Raw genomic sequence first — 17,588 nt, 5'->3', positions numbered from 1 at the left:
GATTTCCTCAACCCCTGCAGCCATCGTATCTAATGCGAATGATTCATAAAAACAAACTCTTATCCGCCTCTTATAAAGGACAAACAAACTTACCAAACCTATCATCTGTTCATAGAGTATACAGAGAACTTTATAGTAGGAGGAAAATACATGTTTGGGTACTCTATGGTACAAATGGTGAGAGCAAATGCTCATAAGCTAGATTGGCCGTTACGGGAAACCGTATTGCAGCTTTACAAGCCCTTCAAATGGACTCCTTGCTTCTTGCATAATTTTTTCGAAACCAAGTTGAAAAACAGAAAAAGAATGTCAGTCATTATTGAATTTGAGGAAGGCTGTCACGAGACCGGCTTTCAAATGGCTGGAGAGGTGCTGCAAAAAGAAAAACGCAGTAAGCTAAAAAGCCGCTTCAACAAAATCAACTGCTGCAGCGCGGAGGTTACCCCCTCAGCATTACATTCTCTTCTTTCTGAATGCAGCAATATCCGTAAGGTGTATTTAAACCGCGAAGTCAAAGCGCTTTTAGACACGGCAACCGAAGCAAGCCATGCGAGGGAAGTCGTCCGAAACGGGCAAACCCTGACAGGAAAAGGAATTACTGTCGCAGTTGTCGATACAGGAATCTACCCGCATCCTGATCTAGAAGGCAGAGTTATCGGGTTCGTGGACATGGTCAATCAAAAAACAGAGCCATATGATGATAATGGTCATGGCACACATTGTGCAGGTGATGTCGCAAGCAGCGGCGCATCCTCTTCCGGAAAATACCGCGGACCTGCACCGGAAGCCAATCTCATCGGCGTAAAGGTATTAAACAAGCAGGGTTCAGGAACGTTAGCAGATATTATAGAGGGTGTCGAGTGGTGTATTCAATACAATGAGGACAACCCTGATGAACCGATTGATATTATGAGTATGTCGCTCGGGGGCGATGCCCTTAGATATGATCATGAACAGGAAGATCCGTTAGTCAGAGCGGTTGAAGAAGCGTGGAACGCAGGGATTGTCGTCTGTGTCGCTGCCGGAAACTCAGGCCCTGATTCGCAGACCATTGCAAGCCCGGGCGTGAGCGAAAAGGTGATTACAGTAGGTGCGCTTGATGATAACGATACTGCAAGCAGCGATGATGATACGGTCGCTTCCTTCTCAAGCCGCGGTCCAACAGTATACGGGAAAGAAAAGCCCGATATTTTAGCGCCGGGTGTTAATATTATTTCCCTTCGCTCTCCGAATTCTTATATTGATAAGCTCCAAAAGTCAAGCCGTGTAGGATCTCAGTACTTCACAATGTCAGGAACCTCGATGGCAACACCAATTTGCGCAGGAATCGCAGCTTTAATTCTCCAGCAAAACCCGGATCTTACCCCTGATGAAGTAAAAGAGCTTTTGAAAAACGGCACGGACAAATGGAAAGATGAAGATCCGAATGTGTACGGAGCGGGCGCTGTCAACGCGGAAAATTCCGTTCCCGGCCAATAAACAGCATCAAAAAGCCGGCAATTCTCTCTCAGCAGAACTGCCGGTTTTTTTGTTTGAATATTTATAATCATAAGGTAAAATAATGGGAAATAGATGAAGGAAGTGAAGAAAGTGCCATATTATATCTGCAACACATGCGGTGTGCAGCATGCACAGACTGTGAAGCCGCCCAGCTCGTGTCTGATTTGTGAGGATGAAAGACAGTATATTCATCCTGATGGACAAACTTGGACAACTCTTGAAGACATGCGTGAGAAAGGAAACCTTCAAAACATCCTCAAAAAGGAAGAAGACCATCTATACAGCATCAAAACTGAACCAGAGTTTGCGATCGGACAAACAGCTCATCTGATCCAGCATAAGGACTGTAATGTGCTGTGGGATTGCATTTCATATTTTGACCAAAGGACAATTGACCAAATTAACGAATTAGGCGGTATTCAAGCCATCGCTTTATCTCATCCACATTATTACTCTACTCAGGTTGAGTGGGCTGAAGCGTTTCAGGCACCGATCTACATCCATGAAGATGACAAAAAATGGGTGACAAGGCCAAGCAAGCACATTCACTTCTGGTCAGGGGAAACGCTCAGCATAAAGCCGGGACTGGACCTTTACCGACTGGGCGGACATTTTAAAGGCGGTGCTGTTCTTCATTGGATCAACGGCAATAAAGGGAACGGGTGTCTATTGACTGGAGATATCATTACGGTTGCAGCGGATCGAAACTGGGTCAGCTTTATGTACAGCTATCCAAATCTCATTCCCCTTCCCGCCTCCAAGGTTGAAGAAATAGCAGCCAAAGTGAAATCGCTTCAATTCAACCGGCTTTACAATGCTTTTTCTAAAGTTGTCAAAGAAAATGCCGGCGAAGCGGTCCAGCGTTCTGCCATACGTTATATCAAGGCTTTAAACAGCGAATTGTTTCATACATAAGGGGTGAGGCGGCTCTTTTCTGTGTAAATGATGCAGCAATTGGGAATAGTATCGTGTAGATCAAAAGGAGGAATATTGATGGCACACACGAATACACAGCTCTCTCAATGGCTGGAATCAAAAGTCGGCCAGACGCTTGATATTAGAAAAGGTGAATTGACCCATGATGAAGAAATATCAGACTTGGATCAGATTGTTCTCCACCTTCAAAAAGTGGCTATACGCAGTACGAATCACCCTGATGACTATGTAGCGAAAGAAGAGCTCGTTTTAGAAGGCGAAGGAACAACCTTCACTGAGGACGGAAACGTGCCGCTTCCGCAAAATGCCTATGAGATTCCTTTATTAGGTGATATTCATATTCACCAAGAAAACGAAGGATTGAAGGTCGTAACAGATCGTGCAGTATATACAATTGATATCCAGCACAGCTGACACTCACTTTCATCAAATAATGCAGCTTAGCGCCTTTGAGCTTTCTGTCAAAGGCGCTGCTTTACATCAAGCTATCCAGTAATGCTTAGGATAAATAGATGACACTTTATTGAACCGATTTTTTTCAGCTTTATCATTATTCCTTCTCTTCTTTCTCGCGTGTATCTTCCACGCAAATTGACTCTACATGCTGCATAATGACCCGCTCGATTCTGTCTTTATTCACTCGTACAGGGTCAAGCATCGCATGTAAAGCCAAGCCGTCAACAAGCGCGTAAAGCCTCTCAGCTTCAATGTTTTTATCAGCATTCTGCTTCAGTAAATCGGATTCATCTAAATAGGCAATCAGATTCCGCATGCCGCTGAAAATCCCGTCATGATTCGCATCAAACATATCCTTCTTATGTCTGGCGTAAGCAGTAAAAGCAAACCAAACCTCCATCTCTCTTATCGTTTCTTCATTCGTTGGGACAATTTCAAGCAAAATGTGCAACACTTTTTCCTTAGGGAGCAAATCTTTCATTGCAATATCCTTAATTCGAGCCATCACCTTTTCTTGAACAAGTTTCATTGCAAAAGCTAGCAGTTCATCCTGTGTAGTGAAATAATGGCGCAGCGCACCTAGTGACAATCCTGCTTCCTTTGCAATGTTCCTAGCTGATGCTCCCTCCATCCCCCGTTCTAAAATGACGCGCCACGTTGCTTCTGCAATTTGTTTTCTTCTTTTCTCATGGTCAATTTGTTTTGGCATAGCTTTATTGTAACAAGAAAAAAATGAGAGGGCAATTTTTATAATACAGTTGTGTTACAAAAACAAAGGTGGTAACATATTATTTAAATAATACAACTGTACTGAAAAGAGGGGAATGGATTGAACGGTATCGCATGGATGATTGTTTTCTGTGAAATTGCGTTTTGGGTTGTCATTGTTTTGGGGCTTGCTGTACGCTACCTATTCAAACGACATACATTAGGACTGCTATTCCTTGCCTTAACTCCAGTTATCGATTTGATCTTATTAGCGGCAACTGGTGTGGACCTTTACCGCGGAGCCTCAGCGACCGCAGCACATGGGATTGCAGCTGTTTACATCGGTATATCGATCGCTTATGGGAAACAAATGATTCAATGGGCAGATGAAAAATTTCAATATTATGTAACAAAAAAAGGCGCAAAACCTATGAAACGTTTTGGAATGGATCATGCCAAGCACGGTGCGAAAGGGTGGCTAAGACATGTGCTGGCCTACTTAATTGGTGCGGGACTATTGGCAGGGATGATTTATTTTATCAATGACTCTGCCCGAACCGAGGCATTGAGCGGCATTCTTAAACTGTGGACTGTCATTATAGGCATTGACTTTCTCATTACAGCCAGCTATTTTATTTGGCCAAAAAAAGAGAAAGCTTCGGCGAATCTCAGGAGTTAACATGATGAAAAAGGCCCTTCCCCAGTGGAAAGGACCTTTTTTGGTTTTGTTAAAATATGCTATACTATTTTCGTCGGAAAACAGACTTATAGATATTTTGGGTTCATTCAAGGATAACGGTTTGTATGAGTAAGCAGGTGAAGGGAGTGTCATACTTGTGCCAAAAAGAACAGAACGAGCACTCTAAGGATTTTAACCTGAAATCAAAATTAATCGGAATTGTATCTGTCATTTTTATCGTGGCTATTGCACTTGCAGTCATCTTCGGCGGCTTTTTCTTCGGGATGAAAGGATTATTCTCCATACTTGGCATCACATACGCTTCCAATCAAACATTAGCTTTATTTATTTTAGCATGCTTTGCTGTAGGCGTGATCATAGACCCACTCACAAAGATGATCTCTATCATTTTGGCAAAAGCACTTTCATTGAAAAAGACTGCACTTTTTGCTTTTATACTGTACTTTATCAGCAATCTTATAACGATCTGTTTTGCAGATTACTTTATGCAGTCTATTTATATTCCAGATGTCTTGCTTGTTGTGATATCAGCTTTGATGGGTTTCATTGAACTTGCTTTTGATAACCAGCCAAATAGAGAAGCCGCTTAAAAATGCCGATGGCAGATATGGGGAATTCATAACTCCTTATATTTTGACATCACCAGTTATAAAACGGAAAAAAATAAAACTCCCTGTTCACACGAACAGGGAGCAAAACACAATGTTGTACTTTAAATTCTGCATTCTAAAATGATTCTTACATTCGGATCATCAAGTTCATCCAAAAAGACAATTATCTTTGGACCACATGCCATGTGTTTCCACCCCCCTCATCCAAAATATACATTATTTCAAATTACCTGTAAATGTAAATTTCGTTATGTAGATGGATATTCCTGAGAAGTATAATGGGTTAACACTGATCGCACGTTTACAACCGTTTCCTATAATATGACACTCCAATTGATATCGCAAAACTTCATCAGGGGTTGATGCAAGATGTATTTTAATAAGGATGTTCCATCGCAACTACTGCGGATGAATGTGAGGTACAAATGTTAATAGTTTGCTGAAATCCACTGGTACACCTTTAGACAAAATATTCATTTCTTCTTTTTTAGACTTAAAACTATGTCGAAAGTTATTGTTTCGCATACCTTTTTCTATCTCTACTAAAGGAGGTGACATCATGGGATTCTACGGTGGATATTCTGGTGGATACTCTGGCGGCGGATATTCAGGCGGAAGCAGCTTCGTACTGATCGTAGTGTTGTTCATCTTGTTGATCATTGTTGGTGCTTCATTCCTTTACTAATCTCAGAGTATCCAAAGTCTTTTTGACTCACCTCCCTGTACGGCAGACGCCATAAGAAGTTTTTATGGCGTTTTGCCATGTGATTGTTGCCGAAACATGCCGACAAAGTTTCTAAACGGAGCAAATATTCAGTCTAAACTGCCACCGCACTAAAGCCGTTAACCGCCAATTGTCTATCTTGAGATTTACCGGAAGCAGTTTACAGAGAACATAAAAAAGCACCTTTATAAGGCGCTCTATTTTTTAAATTCATTTAAAAAGTGCATTCTACATTCATTAACATTACGCGAGTAATACTTTTGATTGGCGATAGAAGGTAATAAAATAAGCAAAATTATAATGCAATTTAAAACAATTGATCCAGTATGAAGCAATGTTCTCACATAGTAAAAGAGTAACTTAGGTGAAGCAAATTTACAAATAAAGATATAAATAACGACCAGCACAGAGCTCCTAAACCATGAGTTGTCGATAATAAATGTGAAAACCATGTCGCAATATAGTTACGCTTGTTTTCGTCAGTAATTTTCGATAATTCATTTTGCCATTCGAATTCCAACCTGTAGTATTGTTTGGCCTTGTATTTTCTATATTCACTTCGTTTGTTGAAATGATACCACTTTCCCCATGGTCTAAGAGACAGTTCGTCACCATTTATAAACTCCCTCTCCGAGAGACCTAACAACCAATCATAAGCAAAATAAACTTGATAGATGAGGTAGCCAATTACTACGCCAATAACCGCTGTACTAAAAATAAAGCTAATACTTTTCACTGGATCATTAACAGGTACGCCTTTAGAAATATAGCAAATGGCCATAAACTCATCAGTAAAAAAACATCCTGGTATACCCCATCTGATCAGATATTTAGTTTCAAAATTGATGTCATCTCTCCCCCACCTTATTATCGGTAAAAGGAGAGGATAAAGGAACAATTCGCAGAATTTGTCGAACTATTTGCGAAACTTACTCTCCTTAATCACGAAATTACTTTCACGATTGAAAATTTAGTACATAGTTTTATTAGTAGCAAAAATTAAAGGCCCCCCTCATTAGCAGTGCCGCTCCTCAATTTATTACTTATATACTCCATGACTGAAAACAAAATGGTGTGCCGTTATCATGCCATGTTTGTGCCAAAAATTATTTTACTTTTAACTAAACCGCTAAATTGGGATTTTTAATAACTTAAATAATTCATTCAAAGCTTGATCTAAACTCATTTAATTCTCCTTCTCATTTATTATCCCTATTTAATTCCATCAATTTATAATCTCCCCCTCAACGCATATGCCGCAGCCGCATTTCAGGCAGCTGGCACCTGAGCAGATTTTTTTATCTAACTCGCTCTAATCACATTCAGGGCATCTGTAGTCGATCATAAAACAAGTTCACAAATAATTAACATTTATTTACAAGGGAAATAATTACTTTCGTAGAAGTCTTATATTGTAACAGAAAAAATTTAAAAAGGAGTGTTTAAAATGAAATTGAAAAAAGTGTTAACTGGTTCAGCTTTATCACTTGCTTTACTTGTTTCAGCAGCTCCTGCATTTGCAACCACTTCTTCGACCACAAACACAACTACCGAGGCAAACGCACTAAAAACTTGTATAGTAAAACAATTCGGACCTTATAATTCAAGAAATGAAATACCCAACGTCTATGATGACGGCGTTTATAAGTGGTATCTAAAAGGTGTTACCTCATGGAGTGGAATTTGGTATGGAAATTATGAACGTTGTTACTAATATATAGGGGGTCTCCCTCTTTTTTACGCCAGCCTTCTTTCAGTTCAAATCCAATAAATATGCCACTTCTCGAATTCTCGCAATCCCTTCATCCCCCTATCCCCAGCAGGACTGCAATCGCAAAGAATAAAACTCCCCATCAAGAAGCCAGCCATTAGTTTTATCACACTTTACAGATATTTGCCTGAAAGAACCCAAATAACTTTCTAAAAATGAATCTGTACCCCGCTTTGAGAAGTGAAATTCATCACAAGTATATCACCAAATCTCCTTTGCTCGCTCCATAGCATATGGGGATGAACAAATAGTTCGCCTGCTTAAAGTAGTTTTATTACGGTCACAAAATCAAAAAAAGCATTGATCAATTCCGAAGAAATATCTCAATGCTTGAAATGCATGGGCAAAATATGGGCAAAGGGTATATTCCCCTTCGCCACCCCCCTACATCACGCGTTTGAACATCTTTTCCATCTCATAAGTGGAATGGTGTATGATGATCGGGCGGCCGTGCGGGCAAGTAAATGGGTCTGATGTGCTTCGGAGGTCGTCCAGAAGCGCTTTGATTTCGTCGTTTCTGAGGTGGCGATTTGCTTTGATGGAGCCTTTGCAGCTCATCATAATCGCCGCTTCCTCACGGAGTTTTTTAATATCAATATGTTTGGAGTCGAGCACCTGCTGAATGATTTCTTCTATCAGCTCGGCTTCTTCTCCCTTTGGAAACCAGGCCGGGTGGCAGCGGACGATGTAGCTGTTTGACCCAAATGACTCTAAAAAGACACCAACACTTTCGAGCTCTTGTTTGTGCTGTTCGATAATCAAAGCCTCGTTTGTGGAGTAGTGGAACGTCAGCGGTACAATCATATCCTGGACCTCAGGCTCAACCTCCCCCACTTTTTCACGGAAGTACTCGTATTTAATACGTTCTTGGGCGGCGTGCTGGTCGATAATATACAGGCCATTTTCATTTTGTGCCAATATATAAGTCCCGTGCATCTGGCCGATCGGGTACATAATCGGAACCCGCTCGGACGTTGCCTGTGGCTGATCCTCATGGTATTCCTGCTCATATGTTTCAGTCTGTTCTTCTGAAACATCGGACACCTCAAGGGTTTGTTCCTGATCAACGATAGGTTGAGCATCAAATTGAATAGGAGGCAATTCTTCCTCCGCGTCAACCTCCTCTTTCACGACTGAGCTGAGCTTCATTGGTGAATAAGATGGCGCAGTCGGTTTTTTCGGAACTTTTCTTTCCGCAGGTTTTTCATCAAAGGTTATGAACTGCTGCTCATTTTTGATGGCAGGTGCTGATTTTTTCGGGAGCTGGGCACTCGGAATCAGCTGCTGCTGTTTAAACACATCTTTAATTCCGTCACGTATTAAGTCATGAAGCTCTGTTTCCTTGCTGAGTCGGACCTCAAGCTTCGATGGATGCACGTTGACATCGACTAAAATCGGGTCCATCGTAATTTCTATAAAGGTGATTGGATGACGTCCGATCGGCAGAAGCGTATGATATCCTTCATGAACCGCTTTGACGAGCGGGAAATTTTTAATGTAACGGCCATTGACCACCGACGACATATAGTTTCTCGACGCCCGTGTAATCTCTGGGAGGGCAATATATCCCTTTACTTCAAAATCCAAAGAGCTTACATGCAGCGGAAGCATTTTTTTGGCGACAGCAGTTCCGTAAATCGCTGCCAGTACATGGCGAACATCCCCGTTTCCGTTCGTTTGAAGCAGGTTTTTCCCATGATGGCGCAGGCGGATCGATACCTCTGGATGCGCCAGAGCAATACGGTTAACCACGTCTGTAATGTTTCCAAGCTCTGTATGAACGGTTTTCATATATTTCAAACGGGCGGGTGTGTTAAAAAACAAGTTGGAAACGACAATTTCAGTTCCCTTCCTGCTTGAGGACCGCGATTCGGAAATGATGTTTCCTCCTTGAAGGACGAGCTTCGTCCCAGCTCCTTCACCAGTGCTTGTCGTAATCTCCAGATGAGAAACTGACGCGATACTCGGCAGGGCCTCTCCCCTAAAACCAAGCGTTCTCACCCTGAATAAATCATTTTCATCTTTTATTTTACTCGTTGCGTGGCGGCGGAAAGCACGTTTGCAATCTTCATTCTCCATTCCTTCGCCGTTATCCAAAACCCGAATGGATGCAAGTCCTGCTTCCTCAATATCGATTTCAATGACTGTGCTGTCAGCGTCGATCGCATTTTCCACCAATTCCTTGACGACTGAGGCGGGCCGTTCCACAACCTCGCCCGCCGCTATTTTATTTGAAAGCTCATCTGACAGCTGGATGACTTTTGCCACATTCATCACCCCGTTTTAATGTAATTTCTTTTGCAGCTTGTACATTTCATTCATCGCTTCAAGCGGTGTCATATCCAGTATATTAAGTGATTTGAAGGCATCGAGCACCTGCTTTTCTTTTTTAGAAAGCTTTGGTGTTTCAGCCAGCTTTTCCGCCTCGGCAAAAAAGGACAGCTGTGCCGGTTCTTCTTTCACCTGGAGTTTCTGCACGGGCACCTCCGGTTTGTTTCCTGACTGCTCCAGCTCTTTTAAAATATCTTGAGCGCGCGCAATGAGATCTTCAGGCAGCTCAGCAAGCTGAGCTACATGGATACCATAGCTTTTATCAGCGGCACCTTCTTTTATTTGATGAAGAAAGACAACCGTTCCATTATATTCTTCAGCGCGAACATGAACATTTTTCAGCTGAGGCAGCTTGTCCTCCAGAACGGTCAGCTCGTGATAGTGTGTGCTGAACAGCGTCTTGGCGCCGATATGATCGTGAACATACTCAATAATCGCCTGTGCCAGCGCCATGCCGTCATAAGTGGACGTGCCCCGCCCGATTTCATCGAACAGAATGAGGCTGTTTTTCGTCGCATTGACAATCGCATTTTTCGCTTCAAGCATTTCTACCATAAATGTACTTTGTCCGGAAATCAAATCATCTGCAGCGCCGATTCGCGTAAAAATTTGATCAAAGATCGGAAGCACCGCTTTTTTCGCGGGTACAAAGCAGCCGATTTGCGCCATAATGGAAATGAGCGCGATTTGTCTCATATACGTGCTTTTCCCTGACATGTTTGGACCTGTAATGAGAAGCATTTGTCTGTTATCGCCCATCATACAGTTGTTCGGGACATATTCCTGGCTGTCCATGACTTTTTCAACAACCGGGTGTCTGCCTTCAATCACTTCGACTTCATCTTTAGAGAACTCCGGTTTCGTGTAGTGGCGATTTTCACTGATTGTCGCAAAGCATTGCAGCGCGTCCAGCTCACTCATCTGTTTTGCAAGCTGCTGAAGCCGCGGAATATACTGCTTCACTTTCTCGCGCAGCTCGGTAAACAGCTCGTACTCAAGCTCACAGATGTTATTTTCCGCTTCTAAAATGAGCGCTTCTTTTTCTTTTAATTCTGGTGTAATGTAGCGCTCTGCATTCGTTAACGTCTGCTTCCGCTCATAACGCCCTTCCTCAAGCAAATGCAAATTTGCTTTTGTCACTTCAATGTAATAACCGAAAACTTTATTAAAGCCCACCTTTAAAGAGCGAATGCCTGTGTATTCCCGCTCCTGCTGTTCCAGGCGGGCAATCCAGTCTTTTCCGTTTCTGCTTGCATCACGGTATTCATCAAGCTTTTGATTGTAACCGTCTTTTATCAAGTTCCCTTCTTTTAACGATAAAGGAGGGTTTTCGTACAGCGCTTCTTCCAGCAGTTCAAGTACATCTCCGCAAGGGTCAATACGCTCTGAACGTTCCTTGGCCTTGTCATGAGCAAGTGAAGCAACCAGCTGTTTGATGCCAGGCACTTGCTTTAACGATTCCTTCAGCTGAATCAAATCCCGGGCATTAACATTTCCGAATGCCACGCGGCCGGCAAGACGTTCTAAGTCATATACTTCTTTTAATCGTTCACGCAGATCTTCCCGTTCAAAGAAATGGGACATCAATGTTTCCACCATTTCTTGACGCTCTTCGATTTGATTGACTCTGATAAGCGGCCGGTCAATCCACTGTTTAAGAAGCCGGCCTCCCATTGCCGTTTTTGTTTCATCCAGCAGCCATAGAAGGGAGCCTTTTTTATTTTTCGAACGGATCGTTTCGGTCAGCTCCAGATTACGCTTTGAGTACAAGTCAATTTTCATCGCTTCCTCAAGCTCATACACCTGCAAGGGCTGAAGATGATCAAGGCTGCGCTTTTGGGTTCTTTTCAAATACGTATATAAGCGCATAAACGTTTTTGTTATATCTTCATTATTTAAGTGCTCAATGATCGTTACGTGTTCGTCTGTTTCTCCGTCTTCAATTGAGATCGTTGCACCGCACCGCTCTCTCAGCTGTGCCACTGTATCGGCATCCAAGCTTCCTGAAACCACGATTTCCCGTGCGCCGACTGAATAAATTTCTGATATGACGTCTTCAAGTCGTTCAATCAAAACAGCCAAATTTTCTCCCGTTGTTAAATCGGAAAGCGCAAGTCCGTATCCATTCGAGCAGGCTGAAACAGATGCAATAAAGTTATTTTCCGATTCATGGATGCCTTTGCCGTCCATTACAGTTCCGGGCGTAATAAGCTGAACCACTTCTCTTTTTACAACACCCTTTGCGGCCTTCGGATCTTCCGTCTGTTCACAGATCGCCACTTTGTATCCTTTTTTAATAAGCTGTTCAATATACGCGGAAGCAGAATGATACGGCACACCGCACATCGGTATTTTTTCTGCCGCACCGCCGTCTCTGCTCGTTAACGTAATTTCCAGCTCTTGTGACGCTTTTTTAGCGTCCTCAAAAAACATTTCGTAAAAATCACCCAGTCGAAAAAATAAAAAGGCATCCTGGTGCTCTGCCTTAATTTTTAAATATTGCTGTATCATAGGCGTATAACCGGCCATTGTTTAATCCCTCACTATGTATCTTCGTTTCTATTTACCAGCCTTCATTATAACATAAACAAAAAGTGATAAAAGAATGATATATCAATATAAAAAAGAGACTTGGGGGTACTGTCTCCCCTAGTCCCTTTTTTATTCTTCAGGATCTCCCACTAAAAATTCCGGGTTGATGTCTTCAAGCTCTTCATCAAGCTCATCTTCCCAATCTTCCTCGTCTTCCTCTTCCCAGTCAGGATTGACCTCAACAACTACCTTTGTTTCCCCTACCACTTCCGCTAAAAATTCTCTTTCTGCCTGCACAACGATTTTATTTCCATTCGGCGAAATGGTCACTTCAAGGCAGTTTGGCTGCTGAAGCACTTTGGCAATCACTTCATGCTCATCATCTAAGTAATTATTGTCTCTGTATCTGAGTTTAATGACATCTACATATTTTACCCGTTCTGTGACAACCTCTGTCTTTGTGTTGTCCGCGTAAGAGTACCATACGTTTATATCATAATACCCTTCAATTTCTACCGTTTTTCCAATTTTTTCAGCGTCATACTTGTGGTTAATAATCCAACCACCCAAAATGCTGCTCGGTTTTTTCTCAGGCGAGATGGTGTTGGTGCATTGGGTGAATTTCCGGCCTTTCGCTACTACTGCCTTCGTAATAATTTCCCTGTATTCAGACATTCCGGCATGCCTCCTTGTTCTTCTTCGTGTTATCTTATGCTGGGCATTTGTCTAGTGTGCATTTTTATAAATAAAATATAAAAATACAAAGTTTCTGTTCCATTGTATGCAGGTGTGCCTAGAAACTTTACTTATAAGTGCGATAAAGTTTACTCGCGGCCGAGCACAGAAAAACCAATTGAATATTTAGTACATAGATTATTTAGTTCATTTATAACCAAATAAATGATAAAAAAACACGGGCCTGTAAAGGCACCGTGTTTAGAGAGAACAGCTGTTATTTGAATGCTTCACCTTAGAACCGGTTTCCCCTTTAAGCAGGTCGCCTCCGGTTGACGTGATGATTTCATTTGTGACTTGGTTGGAAATGGTGTGTGCAACGAGCTGCAGTAGGTCATTTACCTCCATCTGCGAGTCTCTGAATTCCTGGATAACAGGAATCTCTTCAAGCTCTTCTTGCAGCGCGTCAATTTTTGCTTCTACTTGTTTGAGCGCTTCATGCTTTTCATAATGCTTCAGATTGACAGCCTGCTTTTGCAAGGCTTTAATCTGATTAACGATTGCAGACACTTTGTCATTCTCATTGATTTGCGCTTCAGCTCGTTTGAAAAAATCAACCTCTTCTGTTTCAGAGATCATTTTTGCAAGGTTCCGTGCCTGCTGCACAATGTCTTTTTTTGAGTAGAGTGTCATCTTATTTCACCTCGATTGCTTCTCCTACCATTTCTCCATCAAGCGACCATGTTTTCGCTTGCTGGATTTTCACGCGGACGATTTTGCCGATGGCTTCCTTCGGTCCTTTGAAATTGACAAGCTTGCTTTTTTCAGTATAGCCGGCAAGAATATCAGGGTTATTTTTGCTTTCACCCTCAACTAATACTTCGACAACCTTGCCTTCGTATTCCTTCATTTTTTTAGCAGAAATTTCATTCACCAGTGCGTTTAGACGCTGCAGGCGCTCTTTTTTCACACGCATCGGTACATTATCTTTCATCTTAGCAGCCGGAGTGCCCTCACGCGGAGAGTAAATGAACGTATAGGCGCTGTCAAACTCCACCTCACGATATAAAGAAAGCGTTTCTTCAAACTGCTCGTCCGTTTCGTTCGGAAATCCGACGATAATGTCCGTTGTCAAAGAAGCGTTCGGCATTGCTTCTTTAATTTTTCGAACCAGCTCCATGTAACGCTCTCTGTCATATTTGCGGGCCATCAGCTTCAGAACTTCTGAGCTTCCTGATTGAACCGGAAGATGAATGTGATCAAGCAGATTTCCGCCTTTCGCCAGCACTTCAATGAGGCGATCGTCAAAGTCGCGCGGATGACTCGTTGTAAAGCGGATTCTCGGGATATCGATTTTTCTCAGTTCATCCATCAAATCACCAAGTCCGTACGTCATATCTTCAAAGTCTTTTCCATACGCGTTTACGTTTTGGCCTAACAGTGTAATTTCCTTATAGCCTTCACTTGCGAGCCTTCTCACTTCCTGAATGATATCCTCAGGGCGGCGGCTTCTTTCTTTTCCGCGTGTGTAAGGCACAATGCAATACGTACAGAATTTGTCACAGCCGTACATAATATTGACCCAGCCCTTAATTTTTCCGTTCCGGACTTTCGGAAGGTTTTCAATAACGTCTCCTTCCTTGGACCAAACTTCTACGACCATTTCTTTTGAAAGGTATGCTTCTGACAAAAGCTCCGGCAGGCGATGAATGTTATGGGTTCCGAAAATCATATCGACAAACGGATGTTTTTTCAAAATCCGGTTCACGACTGATTCCTCTTGAGACATACAGCCGCACACGCCTAAAATCAGATCCGGGTTGTTTTTTTTCAGTGCTTTTAAATGCCCGAGCTCACCAAACACCTTGTTTTCGGCATTTTCACGGATCGCGCATGTGTTTAACAAAATGACATTGGCATCGTCAACAGAGTTTGTCGCTTCGTAACCGAGCGCCATAAAGATCCCTGCCATAACCTCTGTATCGTGTTCATTCATTTGGCAGCCGTACGTACGGATATAAAACTTTCTTCCGTCTCCCAAGCCTTTAAATTGTTCAGAAATTTTAAAGTCATTATGATAAGTAACGGCTTCCTTGCCTCGTTTTTTCGCGTCTTTTAAGGAAGGCGGAATGTAAACAGCTTCAAAGTACTTGCTGTAATCCTTCTCGGATTTTTTGTCCGATGGATTCACTTGTCCGCTCTCTAATTTTTGTTTTTCATTCATGTCATATTTTCTCCTTTCAAACCAAACTTCCACCCTTCAGTATAAAGGTTATTGAAGCTCTGCACAACTGGCAACCTATCATTGTACACTCATTGAGAATAATAATCAATAAGGAATCAAAAGAGGAAGAGTTTACTCTTCCTCCTACAATAGCTGGAGCTCCTTTGCCGTCTTTTCGATGACATCAAGTGCCTGATCCAGTTCATCTTTGGTATGCTCAGCTGTTATAATCGTGCGAATTCTGGCTTTTCCCTTTGCTACAGTCGGAAAAACGATGCTTTGGGCAAAAACGCCTCGAGAAAGGAGCTGATCAGAAAATTGCTTTGCCACACCTTCATCACCTATTAAAATAGGAAGAATCGGCGTTTCACTCTTCGTGAGAGTCAGACCCATTTTTACAAGCATTGCTTTAAAATAAGCGGTATTCTCCCACAAGCGCTCCATATGCTCCGGCTCTTCCAGCAAGACATCGATCGCTTCCATACACGCGGCAGTGACAGCAGGCGGATGGGATGTGCTGAATAAAAAAGGACGGCCTTTATGGCGCAAATAATCGATCAGCACCTTTGAACCTGCAGCATAGCCGCCGAGCACTCCGATTGCCTTGCTTAGTGTTCCGACCTGAATATGGACTCTGCCGTCCAGACCGAAGTGATTCACCGTTCCTCTGCCGTTTTCGCCAAGCACTCCGGATGCATGGGCGTCATCCACCATCACAAATGCGTCATATTTCTCAGCGAGCTCTACAATATCAGGCAAAGGAGCTATGTTGCCATCCATGGAAAATACGCCGTCTGTCACAATCAGACGCATCCGATAATTCATTGACTTTCTCAGCACCCGCTCTAAATCACTCATATCGACGTGCTGATACACCTTTTTATCCGCCTTTGTCAGTCGAATTCCGTCAATAATAGAGGCATGGTTCAGCTCATCTGAGATGACAATATCCTCTTTTGAAAGAATACTTGAAAGTACGCCTTGGTTCGTTGTGAAGCCTGATTGGAATACAAGTGCCGCCTCCGTTTTTTTAAAGGCTGCCAGCTTTTTCTCAAGTTCTTGATGCATGGTAAATGTACCGGCAATCGTTCTCACTGATCCGGTGCCGGCTCCATACTGCTGTACGGCCTCCTGTGCGGCGTTGATGAGTCTAGGATGTGAAGTAAAACCGAGGTAATTATTAGAAGAAAGCTGAATGACTTTTTGATGATTCACTGTGACAGATGGGCCCTGCATAGATTCAAGCTGTTTTATGTCTTGCCATGTATGGTTTTCTTTCATTCTATCAAGCTCTGCTTTTAAAAACTCAAATTCCTTGGTCATGTTTATCCCCCTTTTATGGAATTAAAATTACTTTTCCGCACTGGCCGCTTCTCATCAGTTCGAAACCTTTTTCAAACTCCTCTAACGGAAACTGATGGGTAATAACAGGTGATAGATTGAGCACGTTTGAACTGATCAGTTGAGACACCTGGCGCCAGGTTGAAAACATTTTTCTTCCTGTGATTCCTTGGATCGTAAGCCCTTTAAATACCACTTTATTCGTTAAATCAATTGTCACCGGATGTTCCGGCAAGCTCAGAATATGAAACCTCCCGCCATTCGCAGCCATCGCAAGACCTTGGGCAATCGCTGAGGGATGGCCGGACATCTCACAAACAAGATCTGCGCCTTCTCCATTAGTTAAAGCGCTTACAATTTTGAGCGGGTCTTCTTTTTCAATAGAAACAGTACAAGTCGCTCCCATTTGTTTGGCAAGACTCAGCCTGTATTCATTCTTATCGATTGCTATCACCTGAGAAGCTCCTGCTGCTTTTGCAACCGCAACAGCCATAAGACCAATCGGTCCGCATCCAATCACTGCAGTCGTTCCTCCTGCAGGCTGGCTCTCGAGTACGGTATGAACTGCATTTCCTAAAGGCTCTTGAATAGAAGCAATCGACGGGTCCATATCAGCAGGATTTCTCCAGATGTTATCAGCGGGAACTTTTACATATTCCGCAAAACAGCCTGCCGTGTCCACTCCAATAATAGCAGTATTGGTACAAACATGAGATTTTCCTGTTACACAAGGGACACATTCACCGCAGACAATGTGTGTTTCCGCCGACACATACTCTCCTACTTTTACACCGCTGACATTCTCTCCCACAGCTTCAACAATTCCGCTGAACTCATGACCGAAAACATAGGGTGTTTTGATTCTCTGACGTGCCCATTGATCCCAATTATAAATGTGCACATCCGTGCCGCATATGGAAGCAGCTTTCACTTTTATGAGGACTTCATGTTTATCAATCTCAGGAATAGGAACTTCAGTCAGCACAGCACCGAACGCCCCGTCCTTTTTCATTAGAGCTTTCATCTTTCCACTCTGCATGTACAATCCTCCTTGAAAAATTCTTGTTACATTCGGATTG

At 42.6% G+C, this 17,588-nt stretch carries 16 protein-coding genes; 7 read left to right on the top strand and 9 right to left on the bottom strand.

The window, feature by feature from the left end; translation table 11 throughout:
- The first annotated feature begins 150 nt into the window (after window positions 1-150).
- From aprX to ymzB, 3 genes are all read left to right on the top strand, one after another.
- On the top strand, window positions 151-1,479 hold the full coding sequence (aprX, locus tag BLL41_RS04320; RefSeq protein WP_071576899.1) for a serine protease AprX: 1,329 nt from the start codon (window positions 151-153) through the stop codon (window positions 1,477-1,479).
- Between the two features lie 111 nt (window positions 1,480-1,590).
- Window positions 1,591-2,415 (top strand): MBL fold metallo-hydrolase, encoded by an 825-nt coding sequence (locus tag BLL41_RS04315; RefSeq protein ID WP_083427919.1) that lies wholly within the window; start codon window positions 1,591-1,593, stop codon window positions 2,413-2,415.
- Window positions 2,416-2,493: 78 nt separating this feature from the next.
- The gene (ymzB, locus tag BLL41_RS04310; RefSeq protein ID WP_003231786.1) at window positions 2,494-2,850 is read left to right on the top strand and encodes a protein YmzB; all 357 of its coding nucleotides are present in this window, start codon (window positions 2,494-2,496) and stop codon (window positions 2,848-2,850) included.
- A gap of 136 nt (window positions 2,851-2,986) precedes the next feature.
- Here the strand turns inward: ymzB and BLL41_RS04305 are convergent, their stop codons facing one another.
- On the bottom strand, window positions 2,987-3,601 hold the full coding sequence (locus tag BLL41_RS04305; RefSeq protein WP_071576897.1) for a TetR/AcrR family transcriptional regulator: 615 nt from the start codon (window positions 3,599-3,601) through the stop codon (window positions 2,987-2,989).
- A 120-nt stretch (window positions 3,602-3,721) separates the two neighbouring features.
- Between BLL41_RS04305 and BLL41_RS04300 the strand changes: the two genes are divergently transcribed.
- From BLL41_RS04300 to BLL41_RS04285, 3 genes are all read left to right on the top strand, one after another.
- A complete protein-coding gene (locus BLL41_RS04300) occupies window positions 3,722-4,279 on the top strand; it encodes a hypothetical protein (RefSeq protein WP_071576896.1) in 558 nt (185 codons plus the stop codon).
- 155 nt (window positions 4,280-4,434) lie between these two features.
- Complete coding sequence (locus BLL41_RS04290) at window positions 4,435-4,890, top strand: regulatory YrvL family protein (RefSeq protein ID WP_083427918.1); 456 nt, start codon at window positions 4,435-4,437, stop codon at window positions 4,888-4,890.
- Between the two features lie 580 nt (window positions 4,891-5,470).
- Window positions 5,471-5,596 carry a YjcZ family sporulation protein gene (locus BLL41_RS04285; protein WP_014664033.1) on the top strand — a complete coding sequence of 42 codons (126 nt, stop codon included), beginning with the start codon at window positions 5,471-5,473 and terminating at the stop codon, window positions 5,594-5,596.
- Window positions 5,597-5,975: 379 nt separating this feature from the next.
- Here the strand turns inward: BLL41_RS04285 and BLL41_RS23380 are convergent, their stop codons facing one another.
- Window positions 5,976-6,533, bottom strand: coding sequence for a BA5345 family protein (locus BLL41_RS23380; RefSeq protein ID WP_483295126.1), 558 nt, complete (start codon window positions 6,531-6,533; stop codon window positions 5,976-5,978).
- Window positions 6,534-7,082: 549 nt separating this feature from the next.
- Here BLL41_RS23380 and BLL41_RS04275 point away from each other — a divergent pair.
- A complete protein-coding gene (locus BLL41_RS04275; protein ID WP_071576893.1) occupies window positions 7,083-7,349 on the top strand; it encodes a hypothetical protein in 267 nt (88 codons plus the stop codon).
- Window positions 7,350-7,790: 441 nt separating this feature from the next.
- On the opposite strand, the gene mutL is transcribed toward BLL41_RS04275, so the two are convergent.
- The 7 genes from mutL to tdh form a co-directional block, all read right to left on the bottom strand.
- Window positions 7,791-9,674 carry a DNA mismatch repair endonuclease MutL gene (gene mutL, locus BLL41_RS04270; RefSeq protein WP_071576892.1) on the bottom strand — a complete coding sequence of 628 codons (1,884 nt, stop codon included), beginning with the start codon at window positions 9,672-9,674 and terminating at the stop codon, window positions 7,791-7,793.
- A 15-nt stretch (window positions 9,675-9,689) separates the two neighbouring features.
- A complete protein-coding gene (gene mutS, locus BLL41_RS04265) occupies window positions 9,690-12,266 on the bottom strand; it encodes a DNA mismatch repair protein MutS (RefSeq protein WP_071576891.1) in 2,577 nt (858 codons plus the stop codon).
- Window positions 12,267-12,398: 132 nt separating this feature from the next.
- Entirely contained in the window at window positions 12,399-12,944 is a 546-nt protein-coding gene (gene cotE, locus BLL41_RS04260; protein WP_003221022.1) for an outer spore coat protein CotE, read from the bottom strand.
- Window positions 12,945-13,205: 261 nt separating this feature from the next.
- Window positions 13,206-13,637 (bottom strand): regulatory iron-sulfur-containing complex subunit RicA, encoded by a 432-nt coding sequence (gene ricA / locus BLL41_RS04255; RefSeq protein ID WP_071576890.1) that lies wholly within the window; start codon window positions 13,635-13,637, stop codon window positions 13,206-13,208.
- Window position 13,638: 1 nt separating this feature from the next.
- Window positions 13,639-15,168, bottom strand: a complete 1,530-nt coding sequence (gene miaB / locus BLL41_RS04250) for a tRNA (N6-isopentenyl adenosine(37)-C2)-methylthiotransferase MiaB (RefSeq protein ID WP_014664026.1) — start codon at window positions 15,166-15,168, stop codon at window positions 13,639-13,641.
- Between the two features lie 144 nt (window positions 15,169-15,312).
- The gene (locus tag BLL41_RS04245; protein WP_071576889.1) at window positions 15,313-16,491 is read right to left on the bottom strand and encodes a glycine C-acetyltransferase; all 1,179 of its coding nucleotides are present in this window, start codon (window positions 16,489-16,491) and stop codon (window positions 15,313-15,315) included.
- A gap of 13 nt (window positions 16,492-16,504) precedes the next feature.
- Window positions 16,505-17,548 (bottom strand): L-threonine 3-dehydrogenase, encoded by a 1,044-nt coding sequence (gene tdh / locus BLL41_RS04240; protein ID WP_071576888.1) that lies wholly within the window; start codon window positions 17,546-17,548, stop codon window positions 16,505-16,507.
- Window positions 17,549-17,588 lie beyond the last annotated feature (40 nt).

The organism is Bacillus sp. FMQ74 (assembly GCF_001875785.1).
GTDB classification, from domain to species: Bacteria; Bacillota; Bacilli; order Bacillales; family Bacillaceae; genus Bacillus; species Bacillus stercoris.
Note: the sequence above shows the minus strand (reverse complement) of the source record. Positions and strands in the feature narration are given on the sequence as shown.

Bases quoted from the DNA above. Each gene is read 5' to 3' on its own strand.
- BLL41_RS04275 (WP_071576893.1), top strand. From the start codon at position 7,083: ATGAAATTGAAAAAAGTGTTAACTGGTTCAGCTTTATCACTTGCTTTA.
- ymzB (WP_003231786.1), top strand. From the start codon at position 2,494: ATGGCACACACGAATACACAGCTCTCTCAATGGCTGGAATCAAAAGTC.
- miaB (WP_014664026.1), bottom strand. From the start codon at position 15,168: ATGAATGAAAAACAAAAATTAGAGAGCGGACAAGTGAATCCATCGGAC.
- BLL41_RS04285 (WP_014664033.1), top strand. From the start codon at position 5,471: ATGGGATTCTACGGTGGATATTCTGGTGGATACTCTGGCGGCGGATAT.
- ricA (WP_071576890.1), bottom strand. From the start codon at position 13,637: ATGACACTCTACTCAAAAAAAGACATTGTGCAGCAGGCACGGAACCTT.
- tdh (WP_071576888.1), bottom strand. From the start codon at position 17,548: ATGCAGAGTGGAAAGATGAAAGCTCTAATGAAAAAGGACGGGGCGTTC.
- aprX (WP_071576899.1), top strand. From the start codon at position 151: ATGTTTGGGTACTCTATGGTACAAATGGTGAGAGCAAATGCTCATAAG.
- cotE (WP_003221022.1), bottom strand. From the start codon at position 12,944: ATGTCTGAATACAGGGAAATTATTACGAAGGCAGTAGTAGCGAAAGGC.
- mutS (WP_071576891.1), bottom strand. From the start codon at position 12,266: ATGGCCGGTTATACGCCTATGATACAGCAATATTTAAAAATTAAGGCA.
- BLL41_RS04245 (WP_071576889.1), bottom strand. From the start codon at position 16,491: ATGACCAAGGAATTTGAGTTTTTAAAAGCAGAGCTTGATAGAATGAAA.
- BLL41_RS04305 (WP_071576897.1), bottom strand. From the start codon at position 3,601: ATGCCAAAACAAATTGACCATGAGAAAAGAAGAAAACAAATTGCAGAA.